This is a genomic window from Halomonas campaniensis (genome assembly GCF_014193375.1).
In the GTDB taxonomy this organism is placed as follows: Bacteria; Pseudomonadota; Gammaproteobacteria; order Pseudomonadales; family Halomonadaceae; genus Halomonas; species Halomonas campaniensis.
This window is the reverse complement of sequence record NZ_JACHZF010000030.1, coordinates 19,274-39,424: the sequence shown is the minus strand read 5'-3', so window position 1 is coordinate 39,424 and position 20,151 is coordinate 19,274. Positions and strand designations below refer to the sequence as shown.

At 68.5% G+C, this 20,151-nt stretch carries 16 protein-coding genes; 3 read left to right on the top strand and 13 right to left on the bottom strand.

Annotated features, from left to right (window positions below; translation table 11 throughout):
• From BDK63_RS16335 to BDK63_RS16305, 7 genes are all read right to left on the bottom strand, one after another.
• Window positions 1-155 (bottom strand): NAD(P)-binding protein (locus tag BDK63_RS16335; protein WP_183333892.1); only part of this gene is annotated, 155 nt, incomplete at its 3' end.
• 27 nt (window positions 156-182) lie between these two features.
• Window positions 183-1,304 (bottom strand): acyl-CoA dehydrogenase family protein, encoded by a 1,122-nt coding sequence (locus tag BDK63_RS16330; protein ID WP_183333890.1) that lies wholly within the window; start codon window positions 1,302-1,304, stop codon window positions 183-185.
• 32 nt (window positions 1,305-1,336) lie between these two features.
• Window positions 1,337-2,533 carry an acyl-CoA dehydrogenase family protein gene (locus BDK63_RS16325; protein ID WP_183333888.1) on the bottom strand — a complete coding sequence of 399 codons (1,197 nt, stop codon included), beginning with the start codon at window positions 2,531-2,533 and terminating at the stop codon, window positions 1,337-1,339.
• A complete protein-coding gene (locus BDK63_RS16320; protein ID WP_183333886.1) occupies window positions 2,530-3,969 on the bottom strand; it encodes an enoyl-CoA hydratase/isomerase family protein in 1,440 nt (479 codons plus the stop codon). Before BDK63_RS16320 ends, BDK63_RS16325 begins: the two co-directional genes overlap by 4 nt.
• A gap of 44 nt (window positions 3,970-4,013) precedes the next feature.
• Complete coding sequence (locus BDK63_RS16315) at window positions 4,014-6,023, bottom strand: TRAP transporter permease (protein ID WP_183333885.1); 2,010 nt, start codon at window positions 6,021-6,023, stop codon at window positions 4,014-4,016.
• A 45-nt stretch (window positions 6,024-6,068) separates the two neighbouring features.
• Window positions 6,069-7,229 (bottom strand): TAXI family TRAP transporter solute-binding subunit, encoded by a 1,161-nt coding sequence (locus tag BDK63_RS16310; RefSeq protein ID WP_183333883.1) that lies wholly within the window; start codon window positions 7,227-7,229, stop codon window positions 6,069-6,071.
• Window positions 7,230-7,462: 233 nt separating this feature from the next.
• Window positions 7,463-9,184, bottom strand: coding sequence for a SulP family inorganic anion transporter (locus BDK63_RS16305; RefSeq protein WP_183333881.1), 1,722 nt, complete (start codon window positions 9,182-9,184; stop codon window positions 7,463-7,465).
• Between the two features lie 106 nt (window positions 9,185-9,290).
• Between BDK63_RS16305 and BDK63_RS16300 the strand changes: the two genes are divergently transcribed.
• Window positions 9,291-10,565, top strand: a complete 1,275-nt coding sequence (locus BDK63_RS16300; RefSeq protein ID WP_183333879.1) for an O-acetylhomoserine aminocarboxypropyltransferase/cysteine synthase family protein — start codon at window positions 9,291-9,293, stop codon at window positions 10,563-10,565.
• Between the two features lie 51 nt (window positions 10,566-10,616).
• Here BDK63_RS16300 and BDK63_RS16295 read toward each other — a convergent pair whose 3' ends face one another.
• Window positions 10,617-11,771 (bottom strand): NAD(P)/FAD-dependent oxidoreductase, encoded by a 1,155-nt coding sequence (locus BDK63_RS16295; protein WP_183333877.1) that lies wholly within the window; start codon window positions 11,769-11,771, stop codon window positions 10,617-10,619.
• A 42-nt stretch (window positions 11,772-11,813) separates the two neighbouring features.
• Window positions 11,814-12,737: an EamA family transporter RarD gene (rarD, locus tag BDK63_RS16290; protein ID WP_183333875.1), complete on the bottom strand. Its 924-nt coding sequence runs from the start codon at window positions 12,735-12,737 to the stop codon at window positions 11,814-11,816.
• Between the two features lie 133 nt (window positions 12,738-12,870).
• Between rarD and BDK63_RS16285 the strand changes: the two genes are divergently transcribed.
• Window positions 12,871-13,686, top strand: a complete 816-nt coding sequence (locus BDK63_RS16285) for an amidohydrolase (RefSeq protein ID WP_183333873.1) — start codon at window positions 12,871-12,873, stop codon at window positions 13,684-13,686.
• A complete protein-coding gene (locus BDK63_RS16280) occupies window positions 13,686-14,384 on the top strand; it encodes a pseudouridine synthase (RefSeq protein ID WP_183333871.1) in 699 nt (232 codons plus the stop codon). Before BDK63_RS16285 ends, BDK63_RS16280 begins: the two co-directional genes overlap by 1 nt.
• Window positions 14,385-14,390: 6 nt before the next feature.
• Here the strand turns inward: BDK63_RS16280 and BDK63_RS16275 are convergent, their stop codons facing one another.
• The 4 genes from BDK63_RS16275 to BDK63_RS16260 all read right to left on the bottom strand — a co-directional run bounded on the left by BDK63_RS16275 (window position 14,391) and on the right by BDK63_RS16260 (window position 20,137).
• On the bottom strand, window positions 14,391-16,127 hold the full coding sequence (locus BDK63_RS16275) for a GGDEF domain-containing protein (RefSeq protein ID WP_183333869.1): 1,737 nt from the start codon (window positions 16,125-16,127) through the stop codon (window positions 14,391-14,393).
• A 234-nt stretch (window positions 16,128-16,361) separates the two neighbouring features.
• Entirely contained in the window at window positions 16,362-17,969 is a 1,608-nt protein-coding gene (locus BDK63_RS16270) for an ABC transporter ATP-binding protein (RefSeq protein WP_183333867.1), read from the bottom strand.
• Window positions 17,962-19,059: an ABC transporter permease gene (locus BDK63_RS16265; RefSeq protein WP_183333865.1), complete on the bottom strand. Its 1,098-nt coding sequence runs from the start codon at window positions 19,057-19,059 to the stop codon at window positions 17,962-17,964. The genes BDK63_RS16270 and BDK63_RS16265 overlap by 8 nt, the downstream gene beginning before the upstream one ends.
• Before the next feature lie 4 nt (window positions 19,060-19,063).
• Window positions 19,064-20,137, bottom strand: a complete 1,074-nt coding sequence (locus BDK63_RS16260; RefSeq protein WP_183333863.1) for a microcin C ABC transporter permease YejB — start codon at window positions 20,135-20,137, stop codon at window positions 19,064-19,066.
• Between the last annotated feature and the right edge of the window lie 14 nt (window positions 20,138-20,151).

Genomic DNA, 20,151 nt, shown 5'->3' with positions numbered 1-20,151 from the left:
CCCACCTCGGAGCCCTTCTCCACCACGCAAACCGTCAGCTCCTGCTCGGCCTCATTGGCCTGCTGCATCAGTCGGCACGCGGCGGCCAGGCCCGAAGGCCCGGCGCCGACGATCACCACATCGAAATCCATCGAATCGCGTTCGCTTGTTGCCACGTCGTTCTCCTTTGTTGCAATCAGCGGTCAGGCCGCGTCGACAAGGTGGTCGCTGACATGGTCGAGGTGGTGATCGACGTCACCCAGGTAGTGATCGAACATCACCAGGTGCTTGGCGTAGTGCGATACGTAGCACTCTTCGCTCATGCCCATGCCACCATGCAACTGGATGGCTTGCTCGGCGACGAAGCGGGCGGCCTCGCCGCAGTAGGCCTTGGCCGCGGCGAGGCGATAGTCACGCTCGGCATCGGGAAGGGTCAGGCTGGTGGCGGCGAGAATCGCCATGGAGCGGGCCTGCTCGAGGTGCAGGTGCATGTCGACCATGCGGTGCTGCAGGCTCTGGAACGCCGACAGGGAGGTGCCGAACTGCTGGCGCTCCTTGAGGTAGTCGAGGGTCTGCTCGCAGGCGACCTCCATGGCACCGACTGCCTCGGCACACAGCGCCGCGCGGCCGAGCGCAAGGGTGGCATCGAGGGCCTGGGCGACGTCGAGACCGAGACAGCTGGCGTCGCTCAACGAGACGGCGTCCAGAGTCAGGTCGCTGGCCGACTGGTCGTCGATGGTGCGGTAGTCGCGACGCGACAGGCCGGGGGCGTCGGCGGGGACAACGAACAGGCCCAGGCGCCCATCGTCGAGTCGGGCGGTGACCAGCAGGGCAGCGGCCGAGGCGGCATTGAGCACCAGCTGCTTGTTGCCATCGAGGCGCCAGCCATCACCATCCTGGCGCGCCGCGGTGGTGATGCCGTGGGCATCGTAGCGGGCGTCGTTCTCCTGCCAGGCCAGTGCCAGCTGATGTTCGCCCTCCAGCAGCGGGGTCAGCCAGCGCGCCTGCTGCCCGGCATCGCCGAGCCGGGCCAGCAGATCACCAGGTAGCACCAGGCCGGCCAGGTAGGGGGCGGGCACCAGGCCGCGTCCCAGGGCCTGCATGATGAGCATCAGGTCGGTGCCCTCACCGCCGAGGCCGCCGACCTCCTCGGCGAAGGGCATGTGCAGCAGCCCCAGTTCGGCGAAGGTCTGCCACAGCGCCAAAGGTTCATCGGCAGGTGCTTCGAGCATGGCGCGGCGCTGCTCGGGGGCGACCCGGTCGGCAATCAGGCGATCAAGGGTGTCGGCGAGCATGCGCTGCTCGTCGGTCAGGGAAAAGTCCATGGACGGCTCCTTGGGTACGGAGGATCGGCGATTCACATGCCAAGAATTGTCTTGGCGACGATGCTCTTCTGGATCTCGTTGGCACCGCCATAGATCGATAGCTTGCGGCGATTGAAGTACTGGGCGGCGCCTGCGGCGCTCTCCGCCAGGGTCGGGTCGTCGAGCTCGCCGTCTCCGTGAAGGAAGTCGGGAAAGAAGGGCAGCGCGGCCGGCCCCAGGGCGCGGCGGGTCAGTTCACTGAGCTCCTGGCGAAGTTCCGAGCCGCGGACCTTGAGCAGCGAACTCTCCGCTCCCGGCACGCTGCCATCCTGAGCCGCGGCGATGACCCGCAGGTTAGTGACCTCCAGTGCCATCAGCTCGAGCTCGGCCTTCACCACCCGCTGGCGGAAGCTCGCCAGCTCGAGGAGCGGTCGCCCGCGATGCGGGACCCGGGTGGCCAGTGACTTGAGATGGCGCAGTGCCTGCTTGGCGTGGCCGAGCCCGGCAATGCCGGTGCGTTCGTGGGTCAGCAGGAACTTGGCACAGGTCCAGCCCTGTCCCTCCTCGCCGATGCGGTTGGCCACCGGCACGCGGACCTCGTCGAGGAAGACCTCGTTGACCTCGTGGGCGCCATCGAGGGTGATGATCGGGCGTATCGTGATGCCCGGACTTGCCATGTCGATCAGCAGAAAGCTGATGCCGGCCTGCTTCCTGGCGTCCGGGTCGGTACGCACGAGGCAGAACATCATGTTGGCGTGCTGTCCCAGGGTGGTCCAGGTCTTCTGCCCGGTGACGACATAGTGGTCACCGTCGCGCACGGCGCGGGTCTTGAGGCTGGCCAGGTCGGAGCCGGCCCCGGGTTCGGAGTAGCCCTGACACCACCAGTCCCGGTTGGCGAGGATGCGCGGCAGGTAGTGGCGCTGCTGCGCTTCGCTACCGAATTTCATGATCACCGGCGCGACCATGTTGACGCCAAACGGCACCACGGTCGGCGCATGGGCGGCGGCACACTCCTCGTCGAAGATGTGCCGTTGCACCGGGCCCCAGCCGGGCCCCCCGTGTGCCTCGGGCCAGTTGGCGGCCAGCCAGCCGCGCTCACTGAGAATATTCTGCCAGCGCACGTGGTCATCGGCGGAGAGCCGACGGCCGAGCCGCACGCGTTCGCGGATGTCGTCGGGGAGTGACGTGGCGAGAAAGTCGCGTACGTCCTGGCGGAACGCCTGCTCCTCGGCACTGTAGGTCAGGTTCATGGGGATGTCTCCGAGGTGGCGGATGCAGAGAGAGTGGCCTGGTAGTGGGGGCCACCGAGGTGACGCGGGTAGCCCAGGACCTCGACGGCCAGCAGGTCGATATCGCTGGAGCGGTAGCAGAAGCCCTGCTCGGCGAGGAGCAGGCTGGCCGCCTCCATGGCGGCGCAGCGGTTATCCGGCGCGGCGTTCGCCGCCCGATGCAGCGCTGCGAGCAGGCTGTCGCGGCGGCTCACCACGACGGCCTGACACAGCGCCTTGAGGGCAGAGGCCGCGGCCTGCTGCTGCTGGGCGTTGGCGCGAGTGGCGACCAGCTCCATCAGCGCGCCCTGTGGCGGCGTGACCAGCACCAGGTCTGCGTCCAGTTCAGCCAGCCGGCCGGTGCCCTCGGCCGGCCGCAAGACGATGGACGCACACCCCGCCGGACAGCGGGGAACCGCGTGGTCAGGGGCGATCAGGCAGACCTGTGTCGAGGCCTCCGGCTGGTCCGTCAACGCGATGCCGGTGCGCCCGGCATTGCCCTTGAGGCGCTCGAAGAGCGGATGCTCACCGAGCAGGGCGATATGGGTCAGCGTCGCGGATTCTTCGGTATCCGGCACCCTGTGCGGGGCGCGGGCGGCGAAGAAGGCATGGATCAGTCCGGCCCGCTGGGGAGAGTCCATGCAGGCGAGGAACAGCTCGCGCTCGCGGCGCAGCCCCTCGGTCAGGCTCGCTTCGCTGCTGGCCGCGACCGCCTCGAGGCAACGGAATGGCGAGAACAGTTCGGGCGCCTCGGTGTCGAGCCGAGCCCGATGGCGCGCGATGGCCCCGGGGTCTGCGGCGGGCGCGGGCAGCTCGCCGGTTCGGCGGGCGGTGCGTTGGCCTGCCAGGATGTCGCGAGCGGCGCCGAGGCCGGCATCGAGCGGGGCAGCGGTCGCGTCAATGGCATCGATGATACCCAGCGCCAATGCCTCCTCGGCGGGCACGAAACGTCCGCTTGTGATCAGTGCCAGGGCGCTGTCCACACCGACCAGGCGGGGCAGCCGCTGGGTGCCGCCGGCACCGGGCAGCAGGCCGAGCTTGACCTCGGGCAGGCCGACCCGGGTGCCCGGCAGGGCCACACGGTAGTGGCAGCCCAGTGCCACCTCGAGGCCGCCGCCCAGGGCTGTGCCGTGCAGTACCGCCACCAGGGGCTTGGTGCTGGCCTCGAGACGGGCGATGACCTCCGGCAGTATCGGCTGCCGCGGAGGCTGACCGAACTCGTGGATATCGGCACCGGCAATGAAGGTGCGGCCGTCTGCCATCAGCACCAGGGCGCGTGCGCCGTCATCGGCCAGGCCCCGATCGAGCGCCTCGAGCAGGCCGCTGCGCACGGCATGGCCGAGGGCGTTGACGGGCGGGTTGTCGATGCGGATCACACCGATGTCGTCATGGCGCTGGTAGTGGACACAGGCTGGCATGCAATGAGCTCCGGGTTATGGGCGTGGTGTGTGGCCGGTTCGTTTCACAGGCTCGGCTCGTGCGAGCCGTCACGACGGTGGCGTTGACTCCAGCGGGCCAGCAGGACGGCAGGCACCAGGGCGGCCAGCGAGATACCGAGCAGTTCGACTTGGCTGAGCGGCACCATGCCGCCTCCGGGCAGGGCCAGAGTGAGCCCCGAGATCAGCACCAGGGCGCGGATCGCTGTCTCCTGAATCGCGCCATGACCCAATCGACCGACCCCGATCAGGTAGCCCTGCATGGCCGAGGCGAACAGCACGATGCCCGCCAGTGCCTGGACGAACACCAGCACGATCTGCAGTGGTTCGCCCTGCATGATCAGCGCCGGGTTGAGCACGAACAGGAAGGGAATGAAGTAGATCACGCTGCCCAGCCGCATGGCCTGCAGGCCGGTCGACATCGGTCGGGCGCCGGCGACGGTAGCGGCGGCGAAGGCGCCCAGCGCCACCGGCGGCGTGATGAAACTGAGCATGCCCCAGTAGAGGATGAACAGGTGCACCGCCATCGGGTCGAGGCCGCCGCCCTGGATCAGGGCCGGTGCCAGGGCCACCGCCAGGAAGATGTAGGCGGCGGTAACGGTCATGCCGATACCCAGCACGAAGCTGGTCAGGGCACCCATGATCAGCAGCAGAGGCACACTGCCCCCCGCCAGGTGGATGAAGTCGTTGGCGATGGTGCCGGAGAGCCCCGTCATGGAGAGCGCGCCCACTAGCATCCCCACGCCTGCCAGGATGGCGATCAGCTCGGCGAACAGCTTGGCCGCACCCGACAGCGCCTCGCCAAGCTCCTTCCAGCCCCATCGGTTGTGGCGGGAGAGCTGGTTGAGGACCAGCAGGAGCGCGGTGGCGTAGAAGGGGGCCACGGCCTCGCGCTGCATCACCAGCAGCATCCAGACCAGCAGCGCGAAGACGAAGATGAAGTACCAGCCCTCCTTCAGCGTCTGCCAGAGTGATGGCAATTCGACAGTGGGCAACCCCTTGATGTCGTTGCGTGCGGCGTAGGCATCGATCTGGATGAACAGGCCCAGGAAATAGAGGATCGACGGGATGATGGCGGCCAGTACAACGGCGGAATAGGGCACGTCGAGAAACATCGCCATGACGAAGGCGGTGGCGCCCATCACCGGGGGCATCAGTACCCCGCCGGTGGAGGCACAGGCCTCGACTCCGCCGGCGAAGGAGCGGTTCATGCCGATGCGCCGCATGGCGGGAATCGACAGCACGCCGGTGGTCAGCACGTTGCTGATCACACTGCCGCTCATCGAGCCCATCAGACCGCTGGAGAAGATCGATACCTTGGCCGGACCGCCCCGTACATGGCCGAGCAGGGCGAAGGCCAGGTTGATGAAGAACTTGCCTCCGCCGCTTTTCTGCAGCACCACCCCGAATACCAGGAAGCCGATCACCAGGCCGGCGAAGGCCTGCAGCGGAATGCCCATGATGCTCTCGGTGCTCATGGTGTGGTACATGGCGGTTTCCGAGAGTGATGAGGGAAAGGCCTGAATGGGGCCCGGCATTACGTCGGCGACCAGCGGGTAGAGGGAGAAGAGGGTGACGATCACGGCGATGGGCCAGCCGCCGGCGCGTCGCGACGCCTCGATGATCAGCAGCCACCAGGCATAGCTGACCCATAGAGCGGTATCCGGCGCCGCGAAGGCCCAGCCCCGCTCCAGGATGGAGTCGGCGTTGATCACGAAGTAGCCGCTGACCGACAGGGTCACGGCGCTGAGCAGATAGTCGTACCAGGGAATGGGGCGATGCTGGCCTGCCGGTGTCAGCGGCCAGAGCAGATAGATCAGCGGCAGCAGAAGGGCCACCACCGCATAGTAGAACTGGGTCTCCAGTCCGGTGATGAAGGTCAAGTGGCCGAAATTGAAGAGGTAGTCCAGGGTCATCAGCAGGAGGGCCACCGTCACGGCGCCGGGAATCCAGCGCAGTGGCAGCGGCAGGGTCCGCATCTGGCGGATCTTCTCCTTGGCCTGCCGGGTGCCGTCGTTGTCAGCAGTATGCGTCATGGCGGTGTCCAGAAAGCTGGGGGCGGCCTGCGCCGCCCCGAAGAGTCATTCGAATATGGGGTCGAAACCGGCGTCACGCAGTGCGGTGGCGCGTGCCTCCATCCAGGCGTTTCTGAAGGCCTCTTCCTCGCTGGGGGCATCGCTGACGAAGACTTCCCAGGTGGTCAGCAGGAGATTCTGACGCTCGACCAGTTGCTCCTGGTGGGCCTGCATCTCATCGGTCCAGACGCCAATCTCCTCGTAGTAGCCCACGACGGCATCGTGGAAGGGGATCACCCACTGTAGATCCTGATACTCCAGGGCGTAGCCGACGGCACCGGGAGCGTTGTCCTTGTAGTCGTCATAGTTGTCCTGCAGGGCACGGATCAAGCCATAGGCAACCTTCTCGTCAAGATCGGCGTTACCGACCACGATGGGATAGGGGTAGCTGGCGCTGTCGACGGGGTTGTCGGCACTGACGCCGCCGGCTCCCGACGTGATCCGATGAGGCTGGAAGTAGGGCGCGACGGCGGCCATGCGTTCCCAGCCATCGGCATCATTGGGGTCGAGCACTGGCCAGCTGATGCCGCGGGGGCTGCTGGCGAGCTGCTGGGCGGGAGGGGTGACGGTGGTCGTGAAGGAGGCGTCGACGTTACCGGCGATGATGCCGTCAAAGGAGCGGCCATAGCCGGGATAGTCGACGCGTTCGACGTCATCCCAGGTCAGGCCGCCGAAGGCCAGATAGGCCTCGGTGCCCTTGTTGAGTGCGTCGTCGCCGCGGATGTAGGCGATGCGCTTGCCGCGCAGGTCCGCCGGGGTTTCGACTTCCAGGTCACCGGCTACCGCAAGAGAGAGGCCGAATGAGGCGGTAGACGTGGTGATCAGGCGGATGGGCTGAGGGCCCCAGTCGGGATGGGCAAACATCATCACCCCCTCGGCGCCATAGTAGCTGGCAATGCCGCAGGCACAGAGATCGACTCGCCCCTGCTTCAGCGGCGTCATGCGCGATACGTCGTTGTCTCCCGGCAGGACCCTGACCGAGGTGCCGTAGTTGGATTGCAGCATGTTGCCGATAGCCACTGCCTGGGCATAGCCGCTGGAGTTGGTGCCGTAGGCGGTCCACGCCATGGTTCGAGGGAGGTTGACGTCATTGGCCAGTGCGAGGCTGCTGCCCAACAAGGCGAAGGGAAGGCTGGCGAGTGCGAATCGGCGAGTGAGCGGACGCATAACGGGCTCCTGAGGGTATCGATATTGTTTTGCTCTGCGGTATTGTGTTCCGAATACCGTATCGATACTAGGGAAGCGCTGGCAGCGGTGTCAACGACATCGTGATAAGAAGCGGACCCCATCTTGAGGGGGCGCACAGGAAAAAAGGCGCTGGCCGGGGCACTTGAGGAAACGAGGGAGTGTGCGGCCCTAGACTAATGTCTAGGACCGAGTTGCAATGCGACGCCAGCTGATCAGCTGCTGGCGGTAGAGGAGGCGCCCAGCGCCTGCCAGGCGGCATAGGTGCTGAGGAACACCCGCCCGGTGATGTCGTCGAGGAAGTCGCTGCGCTTGAGGCGGTCCATCACCGGTCCCTTGACCTCGGCCAGGTGCAGGGTCACGTCGGCGTCTCGGAGGCGGGCATTGGTGGCATCCAGGCTCTCCAGCGCCGAGGCGTCGATCAGGTTGACCGCCGAACAGATCAGCACCACGTGCTCGAGGCCGGGGTGACGGACCACCAGGGCATGCAGGGTATCCTCCAGGTAGCGGGCGTTGGCGAAGTAGAGGCTCTCGTCGATGCGCAGGAAGGCGACGTGGCTCAGGGTCTCGACCTCGTGGCGCTCGACGCTTCGGAAGTGCTCGGTGCCGGGGATGCGCCCGACGACGGCGCTGTGGGGGCGGCTGGTGCGGTAGAGGAAGAGCCCGATGGAGAGCACCACGCCGCTGATGATGCCGGCCTCGACCCCCTCCACCAGGGTCAGCAGGATGGTGACCGCCATGGCCGAGAAGTCGCTGCGCGAATAGCGCCAGGTCTGGCGGATCATCGGCAGGTCCACCAGGGTCAGGATCGCCACGATGATCGTCGCGGCCAGGGTGGCGATGGGCAGGTGATGGAGCAGGGGGGTGAACAGCAGGGTGACCAGGCCGATGCCCAGGGCCGCGAAGAGCCCCGCCAGGGGCGTCTGGGCACCGGCCTCGTCGTTGATCACGGTGCGCGACAGCCCGCCGGTGACCGGCATGCCGGCGGAGAAGGCCGCGGCCAGGTTGGCCCCGCCCAGGCCGATCAGCTCCTGGTTGGGCGAGATGCGCTGGCGGCGCCGGGCGGCCAGCATCTGGGCCATGGAGATCGACTCCACGAAGCCCACCACGCTGATCAGCAGGGCCGGCACCAGCAGCGCCTGCCACAGCTCCAATTCGAACAGCGGCAGCGTCAGCGGCGGGATCCCGGCGGGGATGGCGCCGATCACTGCCACGCCCCGCTCGGCCAGCGAGAAGTGCCAGGTGAGCGCGGTGGTGGCCACCACGGCCAGCACCGGGCCGGCGCGGGTCAGCAGGGCGGCGGTGGCGGGGGCCAGCCCCAGGCGCTGGAGCAGGGACTGGCCGTGACGACGCATGGCGATCAGGAACAGCAGGGTACCGGCGCCGATGGCCAGGGTGGGCCAGTGGGTCTGCGCCAGGTTGCCCGCCATGCTGGCGAGCAGCGCGGTGACCGTATAGCCGCTGGCCGAAATCCCCAGCAGGTGCGCGGCCTGGCTGGCGGCGATCAGCACCGCCGAGGCCGACAGGAAGCCGGCGATCACCGGGTGGCTGAGGAAATTGGCGAAGAAGCCCAGGCGCAGCAGACCCATGGCCACCAGCATGGCTCCGGAGAGCAGCGACAGCACCAGGGCCGCCGCCAGGTAGTCGGGACTGCCGGGGGTGGCGACCCCGGAGAGGGCGGCGCCGGTCATCAGGGCGATGATCGCCACCGGACCCACCGCCAGGGTGCGGCTGGTGCCGAGCAGGGCGTAGAGCACCGCCGGCAGGATGCTGGCATAGAGTCCCACCACCGCCGGCAGGCCGGCGAGGATGGCGTAGGCCAGCGACTGGGGAATCACCATCACGGTGACGATCACGCCGGCCAGCAGGTCGGCGCCGAACAGCCGTCGGTGGTAGTGGGGCAGCCAGGTCAGGACCGGCAGGTAGCGCTTGAGCATCCGTTCAGGCACCGTCGGGGGATATAACGCTAGAGACTAAACGATATTAGTGGTGGCGTTCAGAGTTGGTTAGCATCAGGGGTCTAATGAACGACAAGGACACGCCATGAAGCCCGAAACCATCGCCCTGCACCACGGCTATGCCCCCGATGACCAGCACTCGGTGGCGGTGCCGATCCACCAGACCACCTCGTTCTCCTTCGACAGCGCCCAGCATGCCGCGGATCTCTTCGACCTCAAGGTCGAGGGCAACATCTACTCGCGGATCATGAACCCCACCTGTGCGGTGCTCGAGCAGCGCGTGGCGGCCCTGGAGGGCGGACTCGCCGGCCTCGCCGTGGCCTCGGGCATGGCCGCCATCACCTATGCCATCCAGACCATCGCCGAGGCGGGCGACAACATCGTCTCGATCAGCGAGCTCTACGGCGGCACCTACAACCTCTTCGCCCACACCCTGCCGCGCCAGGGGATCGAAGTGCGCTTCGCCGACAAGGACGACCTGTCAGGCATCGAGGGGCTGATCGACGCGCGCACCAAGGCGGTCTTCTGCGAGACGGTGGGCAACCCCTCGGGCAGCGTGGTGGACCTCAAGGCCCTCGCCGAGGTCGCCCATCGCCACGGCGTGCCGGTGATCGTCGACAACACCGTGCCGACCCCCTTCCTGTGGCGGCCCATCGAGCAGGGGGCCGACATCGTCATCCACTCCGCCACGAAGTACATGGGCGGCCATGGCACCACCGTGGGTGGGGTGATCGTCGACTCCGGCAAGTTCCCCTGGGCGGACTACCCCGAGCGCTTCCCGCTGCTCAACGAGCCGGACGTCTCCTATCACGGCGTCTGCTACACCCGTGACCTGGGCGAGGCGGCCTTCATCGGCCGCGCCCGGGTCGTGCCGCTGCGCAACATGGGGGCGGCGCTCTCCGCCCAGGCGGCCTGGAACCTGCTCCAGGGGCTCGAGACGCTGTCGCTGCGCATCGAGCGCATCTGCGACAACGCCCAGCGGGTGGCCGAGTACCTGGAGGGGCACCCTGCGGTGACTTGGGTGAAGTACGCCGGCCTGAAGAGCCACAAGGACCACGGCCTGGCCCGGGAGTACATGGGGGGACGCGCCTCGGGGATCCTCAGCTTCGGCATCCAGGGAGGCCGCGAGGCCGGGGCGCGCTTCTATGACGCCCTGGGCATGATCCTGCGCCTGGTCAACATCGGCGATGCCAAGACCTGCTCGTCGATCCCGGCCTCCACTACCCACCGCCAGCTCAACGACGAGGAGCTGGTCGCCGCCGGCGTCACGCCGGACATGGTGCGCCTCTCCATCGGCATCGAGCACATCGACGATATCCTCGCCGACCTGGACCAGGCGCTGGCCGCCAGCCAACGCTGAGCGTCTCCTCCCCACCGGCCGCCGCCCCCGGGCGGCGGCTCCCGTCGCTGTTCACCGATAGCGGGCCATGAAACGCCGGTCCAGCCACCCCTTCCAGAGCAGGGCGCTGCGCCCGGCCCACCAGTGCCGGCCGCGGATGGCCAGCCCCAGCCCCTCACCGAGGTCGAGGATCGCCAGGGCGCGCGGCTGTGGTTCGAAGTGTCGCAGCTCGCGGCCCGCCAGGCGGGCGACCAGGTTGTCCAGCAGCACCGGGGCCTGGCGCACGCCGTAGACGCCCAGGCGCGGCAGCCGATGGTCGCGCATGGCGGCGCAGTCGCCGGCGGCGAAGATGTCGGGGTGGCCCAGGCTCTGCAGGGTCGCCGACACCGCCAGCCCCCGGTCGGGAAAGAGCGGCAGGCCGAGGCGCCCCAGCACGGCGGGCGGCACCAGGCCGCCGGCATGGACGACATGATCGGCCTCGACCAGCGATAGGCTGTCCTCCCCGCTGCGCGTCTCGTCGGTGCGCAGCATCACCCCCCGGCCCAGGGTGCCGGTGACCTCGGCCCCGGTGATCACCCGGATGCCGCGTCGCGCCATCAGGCGGGCGAGGAAGCGTCGAGCCCCCGCCGGCGCGTCCGGAATCAGGCCCGTCCCCCGGGTCACCAGGGTGATTGTGCAGGCGACGCGATGGCGCCTGGCCAGGGCATGGAGGTTGCTGGCGACCTCGATGCCGCTGGCGCCGCCCCCCACGACCACCAGGGAGGGGCACTGACCCGCTCGGAAGTCGCGGGTCAGGCGGTGATGGAGCGCCACCAGGCAGGGCAGCGGCTTGACCGTCCAGACCGCGGGTCCCGGCTGGCGTGCGACCGGGGGAGGCGTGCGCGACCCCACGTTGAGCGAGAGCAGGGTGAAGGGCAGGCGCCGACCGTCCTCGAGCAGCGCCTGCTTGCCGGGCAGGTCCAGGCTGGCCAGGCGACCCCGGATCGGCGTCACGCCGTGGCGCCGTGCCAGGCGCGCCGGGTCGAGGCGATCGGCCGACGCCGGCAGGCGCCCGCTCAGCACGCCGCCGGCCATGGCGGAGTACCAGAAGCTGCCCGGGTCGACCAGGCACACCTCGGCATCACCGAAGCGCTGGCGGTGGCGAATCAGGTGCAGGTGGGCGTGACCGGCCCCCACCAGCAGCAGGCGGGGGCGAGAGGAGTGGGGGATATCGGGAGCGAGGGGCATCGCGTGATGGTAGCGGAATGTGCCGGATGGCGCGACGCATCGCTAGTCGGTGGCGGCTACCGATGCCCGGCGCGGGCGCGAGCGCCATGCCGACCAGGAGTAGAGGGCCAGGCCCGCCCAGATCAGCAGGAAGGTGGCGAGCTGGACCATCGACAGCGGTTCGCGGAAGACCATCAGGGCGATCAGGAACTGGATGCTGGGGTTGATGTACATCAGGAACCCCAGGGTCGCGAGGCGCAGGCGTCGGGCCGCCCCGGCGAAGGCCAGCAGCGGCAGGGCGGTGATCACCCCGCTGGCGACCAGCAGCAGAGTGACCTCGGCACCGCCCAGGAAATGCGAGAGTCCGGCCTGGCTCAGCCAGGCGAGGGTGAGCAGGGCCAGCGGCAGCAGCAGCAGGGTCTCGACGAACAGCCCCGACAGGCCGTCCAGGGGGACCTGCTTGCGCAGCAGGCCATAGGTGCCGAAGGAGAAGGCCAGGCCGAGGCTGATCCACGGCAGTTCGCCGAGCAGCACCAGCTGGATGAGGATGGCCAGGGCCGCCAGCGCCACGGCCACCGCCTGCAGGCGGTGCATGGATTCCCGCAGCACCAGCATGCCCAGCGCCACGTTGACCAGCGGCGTCATGAAGTAGCCGAGGCTCGCCTGGAGCACATGGCGGGTCTCCACGGCATAGATGTAGAGTCCCCAGTTGATCGCGATCAGCACGGCGCAGCCCAGCACGCGGCCGAGTCGTCGCGGCTCGCCCAGGGCGTCGCGGATGGGGCCCCAGCGGCCCAGCAGGGTGACCAGCCCGACCAGGAACAGGCAGGACCAGAGCACCCGGTGGATCAGGATCTCGAAGGCCGGCACCCCGTCGAACAGGGCGAAGAACAGCGGGAAGCAGCCCCAGGCGATATAGGCGCCCAGGCCGAAGGCGACGCCCTTGGTGGCCTCGCGGTCGGGCAGGGAGACGGGAGTGGCGGACATGGGAGCCTCGCAGCGAAAAGGAGCCAACTTAGCAGGCTATTGGCTTGCCCGCCATCGCCCCGGCGCATCGGCTGACGGCGGCGCGGCAGTGGGGTAGGCTGGCGGGGATGACAGCCACCGGATCGGAGTCCCCATGAGCGAACTCAGAACCACCCTGGTGCAGTGCGACCTGCGCTGGGAAGATCCCGAGGCCAACTGCCGTATGCTGGAGGAGACCCTGGGCGACCTCGGGGCCGCCGAGACCGACCTGATCGTGCTGCCCGAGATGTTCTCCACCGGCTTCACCATGAACTCCCGGGAGATGGCCGAACCCATGGAGGAGAGTGCCACCGTGGCCTGGCTCCAGGCGCAGGCCCGCCGGCGCGGCTGCGTGGTGACCGGCAGCGTGGCCGTGGTGGAAGGTGGGGACTACTTCAACCGGCTGATCTGGGCGCGCCCTGACGGCAGCCTGGCACACTACGACAAGCGTCACCTGTTCCGCATGGCCGGCGAGCACGAGCGCTACGGCATGGGCCACGAGCGGGTGATCGTCGAGCTGAAGGGCTTCCGCATCCTGCTCAGCGTCTGCTACGACCTGCGCTTCCCGGTCTGGCTGCGCCAGCAGCCGGCGCCGGACGAGCACTTCGAGTATGACGCCCTGCTTTGCGTCGCCAACTGGCCGGCGCCGCGACGCCACCCCTGGCGCATCCTGCTCCAGGCCCGGGCCATCGAGAACCTCTGCCCGGTGATCGGCGTGAACCGGGTCGGCGAGGATGCCAAGGGGCTTCCCTATGCCGGCGACTCCATGCTGGTCGACGCCAAGGGCGAGGCGCTGATCGACGAGCCCCGCGATGCGCCCTTCGTCAAGACCGGGTCGCTCTCGCTGGATGAGCTGCGCGAGTTCCGCGAGAAGTTTCCCGCCTGGCGGGATGCCGACCACTTCACCCTCTCCGACGGGGTCGGCTACTGATGCGCCTGGACCGCTTCCTCTGCGAGACCACCGAGCTGACCCGCAGCCTGGCCAAGAAGGCGATGCATCGCGGCGAGGTCAGCGTCGACGGCGAGGTGATCAAGAACCCCGCCACCCAGGTTGGCGAGACGAGCCGGGTGACCTGGAACGGCGAGCCGCTCGCGCTGGTCGGGCATCGCTACGTGATGCTCCACAAGCCCGAAGGCGTGGAGTGCACCGCGCGGCGGACCCTCTATCCCCGGGCCATCGACCTGCTCGACCTGCCGCATCTCGAGCGGTTGCAGACCGTCGGGCGCCTCGACGTGGACACCACCGGCCTGGTGCTGCTCACCGACGACGGCCAGTGGTCCCATCGCGTCACCTCGCCGAAGCGCCGCTGCGGCAAGGTCTATCGGGTGACCCTGGCCGAGCCGCTGGAGGGGGAGGCGCTGTCGCGGGCCATCGACGCCTTCGCCGAGGGGGTGCTGCTCGACGGCGAGGAGAAGCCCACGCGGCCTGCCGAACTCGTCATGCGCGAGCCGGACGTCGCCGAGCTCACCCTGTTCGAGGGCAAGTACCATCAGGTGAAGCGGATGTTCGCGGCCATCGGCAACCACGTCACGGCGCTGCACCGGGAATCGATCGGGCCGCTGGCGCTGGGGGACCTCCCCGAGGGGGCGTGGCGGGAACTGACCGAGGAGGAGATTGCCGCCTTCTGAGCGCCTTCACTCCCGTGACCAGGTCTCGCTGCGGTCGCGGCCACGGTGCTTGGCCCGGTACAGCGCCCTGTCGGCGAGCCGGGTCAATGCCAGGGGGTCATCGCCGTGCTCCGGGAAGGCCGCGACGCCGCAGGAGAGGGTGATGGCCTCGAGCTCACGGTCGCGATGGCGGAATCGATAGCCGCGCACCCCCTGGAGCAGCCGGCCGATCCTCGCCTCGGCCGTGGCCGCCGTTGCTCCCGGCATGACCACCACGAACTCCTCGCCCCCCAGGCGGCACACCACGTCCCCATCCCGGAAGGATTGGCGGAGCAATCCGCCCACGGCGGTCAGCACGGCGTCGCCGGCCTCGTGCCCGTGCAGGTCGTTGAAACGCTTGAAGTGGTCGATGTCGATCATGACGAGGGCGAGTGGCGTGCGGGCACGCCGGGCGCGGGCAGACTCGTGCGGCAGCAGTTCATCGAAGTGGCGACGGTTCTTCAGGCCCGTCAGGGCGTCCTCGTAGGAGAGCCCCTCGAGCTTCTGCACCAGCCGGCCCAGCTCGAGGGTGCGGTCGGCCACCTGCTGCTCCAGGGAGTGATTCAGCCGGTCGAGTTCCTGTCGGGTACGTCGGTAGTGCCACAGCGAGACGCCGACGATCGCCAGGGAGAAGCCCAGGGTGCCCAGGTTCAGGGGCACTGTGCGCCACGCGACGAGGCCATGGGCGACCAGCATGTCGGCCAGCAGCAGGGGGGCGAAGAGGACGAAGCTGGCCGCCACCAGGCGCTGCTCATGGCTCAGCCGGGTGAAATGCCACAGGGCGAGCAGCAGCATCAGCGGCAGGGTGACCGCCAGCAGTGCATCGAAGGCCGGGAAGGTCAGCGAGAGGCTGATCGCGCCGGCCTGGACCAGGCCGATGGCCCCGACGAGATAGGCCAGATGCAGCTGCCACAGGCGCCGGATCCAGCGTCGGGGCGTCTCGTCGAGCCAGCTGGCCAGCAGGATGCCCATGGCGACCGGCAGCGTATAGTAGCTGGCCGCACGCAGGGTATCCCAGAGCAGTGTCCGGTCGAGCAGCAGCTGGCGGACCGGGGCCTCGGCCAGCAGCATGGTGCCCGAGGCGAAGGCGAACAGGGCGAGGCCCCCGAAGGCGCGACGATCCGGTCCCAGCAGGGCGAAGATGCCGGCCAGCACGGCCAGCAGCAGCACGAAGGCGCCGACCGTGAGGTCCTCGAGCGAGTCCTGGATCACCCGCTTGAGGAGGTCGATGCGGTCCATGATGCGGATCTCGCCCCACAGGCCGATGTCGGTGTAGTAGGAGTAGACCCGGATATGAAGGGACTTGCCGGCGAATGCCTCGGGCAGTTCGATCATGTGCCAGGGCCAGCCGGCGAAATCGCCCTCGCCCTGTTCGTCGAACTCGCCGTACTGGTAGAGGAGCTCGCCGTCCAGGTAGACCTGCCCGATCAGGTCGATGCTGGTGAGGTAGAGGACCGGGTCGCGCCACTCGCCGTCGGGAAGGGTGGTGCGGAACCAGACGTGGCGGCGCCCCTCGCGGCCCGGCGGGTTCGAGGGGAAGGCGATGGCCCGCCACCCCTCGTCATCGTTCAGCCAGGCGGGACGGCCGTCGGGGGACAGCGGGGAGTCTCCCCAGCGGTACTCCCAGCCCTGATCCATCGCCAGGGGCGGCGCGGCGGACTGGGCGGCCGGAACGACCAGCAACAACAGCAGCAGGGACCACAGCAGGGCGGGAAGGCAGCGCATCGAGGGGCACCGGGCGGGAAATCCGGCGAGTATACGGCAGGCCAGGCCCATGGAATGTCACGCTTTGTCGACGCTGAGCAAGGCAAGGCTCAATCAGTCCATTTTTATACCGTTATCTGGCAAGTAAGGAAATCGGGGGGCTGGCGAATGTCGCAAAAGATCCTTCACCAAGCGGACACGGCCAATAAGGAGAGCATGCCCGAGCACAGCGCCTCGCGGTGCCGGGCCGGGGCCTCAGCCTTGGCCCAGCCTCGGTGACAGGCCCGCCGCGGCGACCAGGGCGCGAGTATAGTCGCTGCGAGGCTGCTCCAGCACCGCCAGGCATTCCCCCTGTTCCACCACCTCGCCGTCCCGCAGCACCATCACCCGATGGGCCATCGCCCGCACCACCGCCAGGTCATGGCTGATGAAGAGGTAGCTGAGCCCGCGGCGCGCCTGGAGGTCGCGCAGCAGCGCCACCAGCTGCTTCTGCACCGTGCGGTCCAGCGCCGAGGTGGGCTCGTCCAGCACCAACATCTCGGGTTCGAGGATGATGGCTCGCGCGACGGCGATGCGCTGCCGCTGCCCGCCGGAAAACTCGTGGGGGTAGCGCGAGGCGCAGTCCTCGGGCAGGCCGACCTCCCTGAGCGTCGCCTGGACCCGCCGCACGACCTCCTCCTCGGCGAGTTCGGGGTAGTGGAACCGCAGTCCCTCGCTGATGATCTCGGAAACCGGCAGGCGAGGGGAGAGCGAACCGTAGGGATCCTGGAAGACCACCTGGAAGCGCCGTCGCTGGCGACGCAGCGCCTTGCCGGAGAGCCGGTCGAGCCGCTCCTCGCCGAAGGTGATCTCGCCGTGACTCTCGGTGAGCCGCAGCAGGGCCAGGGCCAGGGTGGTCTTGCCGGAGCCGGACTCCCCGACGATGCCCAGGGTCTCGCCCGGCGCAATCGCGAGATCCAGGGGCCTGAGCGCCTCGAAGGCGGGCGGGCGCCGCGCGAACAGGCGCTTGGGGCGCTGAAAGCGCACGCCCAGCCGGTGGGCCTGCAGCAGCGGTGCGCCGCGCTCGGCCGGGGCGGGGCGCCCCTCGGGCTCGGCATCGAGCAGCAGGCGGGTGTAGGGACTCAGTGGCGAGGCGAAGACCTCGGCGACCGGCCCCGTCTCCTGTTCGCGCCCCTGGAAGAGCACGCAGACCCGGTCCGCATGACGACGTACCAGGTTGAGGTCGTGGGTGATGAACAGCATGCCCATGCCGTGGCGATCGCGCAGTTCGGCCAGCAGGGCCAGGATCTCCCGCTGGACGGTGACGTCCAGCGCCGTGGTCGGCTCATCGGCGATCAGCAGCTCCGGATCGTTGGCGATGGCCATGGCGATCATCACGCGCTGGCGCTGGCCGCCGGAGAGCTGGTGAGGCCAGGCGTCCAGCAGCTCGTCGGGCCGCGGGAGCTTGACCTGGACCAGCAGTTCCCGCGTGCGTTCCCGGGCTGCCCGGCCGGTGAGCCCCTGGTGCAGGCGCAGGGTCTCGCCGATCTGGCGGGCCACGGTGTGCAGCGGGTTCAGCGAGGTCATCGGTTCCTGGAAGACGAAGCCCACCCGGCCGCCCCGCAGCCCCTGCCAGTCGCGCCCCCGCAGCCGGGCCAGGTCGGTGTCGCCGAGCCAGCGCCCCCCCTCCACCCGGGCGTTGTCGGGCAGCAGGCCCATGGCGCCCAGGGCGGAGACGGACTTCCCCGATCCGGATTCGCCCACCAGGGCCAGGGTCTCGCCTCGGCGGATCCGCAGCGAGAGCCGATCGACGACCGTCACCTCGTCGAAGGCGACGGTCAGGTCATCGAGGCGCAGCAGGTCGGCGGCGGATGTCTCAGGCATCGCGGAGATTCCTCGGCGGCGGGGTGGGCGAGGCGGCATGCTGGATATGGCGGGGATCGAAGGCGTCGCGCAGCCCCTCGCCGATGAACACCAGCAGCGAGAGCATCAGCGACAGGCTGACGAAGGCGGTGATGCCGAGCCAGGGGGCATGCAGGTTGTTCTTGCCCTGGGCGACGAGCTCGCCCAGCGACGGCGAGCCGGGCGGCAGGCCGAAGCCCAGGAAGTCCAGGGCGGTCAGGGTGGTGATGGCCCCGGTGAACAGGAAGGGGATGAAGGTCAGGGTCGCCACCATGGCATTGGGCAGCACATGGCGCCACATGATCAGCGGCGGCGTCAGCCCCATGGCCTTGGCGGCACGCACATACTCCAGGTTGCGGGCGCGCAGGAACTCGGCGCGCACCACGTCGACCAGCCCCAGCCAGGAGAACAGCAGCATGATGCCGAGCAGCCACCAGAAGCCGGGCTGGACGAAGCTCGCCAGGATGATCAGCAGGAAGAGTACCGGCAGCCCCGACCAGATCTCGGTCAGGCGCTGGCCGATCAGGTCGGTCTTGCCCCCGAAGTAGCCCTGGATGCCACCGATCAGGACCCCCATCACCAGGGAACCGGCAGTGAGCACCAGGGCGAAGAAGACCGACAGCCGGAAGCCGTAGATCACCCGGGCCAGCACGTCGCGCCCCTGATCGTCGGTGCCCAGCCAGTGGCGGGCGTCGGGGGGCGCCGGGGAGGGGCGCATCATCTGCATGTCCAGGGTCTGGTAGGAGAAGGGAATCAGCGGCCAGAGGGCCCAGCCGTGCTCCTCGATCTGCGCCTGGACGAAGGGGTCATGGTAGTCGGCACGGGTGGGCAGGAAGCCGCCGAACTCGGTCTCGGGGTAGTCCACCAGCAGGGGCAGGTACCACTGCCCGTCGTACTTCATCACCAGCGGCTTGTCGTTGGCGATCAGCTCGGCGGCCAGGCTCACCGCGAACAGCGCGGCGAAGATCCACAGCGAGACCCAGGCGCGGCGATTGGCGCGGAAGACACCGAAGCGGCGGCGGGTGATGGGCGAGAAGCGCCCTGCCAGTGTCGTGGATAGGGGTGCGGCCATCGGCTCAGGACTCCCGTGTCTCGAAGTCGATGCGGGGATCGACCCACACGTAGGTCAGGTCGGAGATCAGCTTTAGGATCAGCCCGATCAGCGTATAGAGGTAGAGGGTGCCGAAGATCACCGGGTAGTCGCGCTGCATCACGGCCTCGAAGCCCAGCAGCCCGAGCCCCTCCAGCGAGAAGATCACCTCGATCAGCAGCGACCCGGTGAAGAAGATTGTGACCAGCGCGCCGGGCAGGCCGGCGATGATGATCAGCATGGCGTTGCGGAAGACGTGGCCGTAGAGGGTGCGACGGTCACTGGCGCCCTTGGCCCGAGCCGTCAGCACGTACTGCTTGTGGATCTCGTCGAGGAAGCTGTTCTTGGTCAGCATGGTCAGGGTGGCGAAGCTGCCGATGGTCATGGCCACGACCGGCAGGGTGATATGCCAGAAGTAGTCCTTGACCTTGCCCCAGGCGGAGAGCTCGTCGAAGTCCGGCGAGGTGAGGCCGCGCAGCGGGAAGAGGTCCCAGTAGCTGCCGCCGGCGAAGAGCACGATCAGCAGGATCGCGAACAGGAAGCCGGGGATGGCGTAGCCGACGATCACCAGCCCCGAGGTCCAGACGTCAAAGCGGGACCCGTGGCGCAGCGCCTTGCGGATCCCCAGCGGGATCGAGATCAGATAGACCAGCAGCGTGGTCCAGAGCCCCAGTGACACCGACACGGGCAGGCGCTCGATCATCAGCTCGACCACCGGGCGGTCGCGGAAGAAGCTGTTGCCGAAGTCGAAGGTGGCGTAGTCGGCGATCATGCCCATGAAGCGCACATGGGCGGGCTGGTCGAAGCCGAACTGGGCCTCCAGCTGCTCGATGAAGCGGGGGTCGACCCCCCGGGACCCGCGCGACTCGTCCCTTACCACCACGTCGCCACCGCCCGCGTCCAGCCGGGTGCTGGCCATGCTGTCGATGCCCTCGAAGCGGGCCAGCATCTGGTCGATGGGGCCGCCGGGCGCGGCCTGCACGATGACGAAGTTGAGCAGCATGATGCCCAGCAGGGTGGGGATCATCAGCAGCAGGCGGCGCAGGATGTAGCGGCTCACGTATCGTCGTCCTT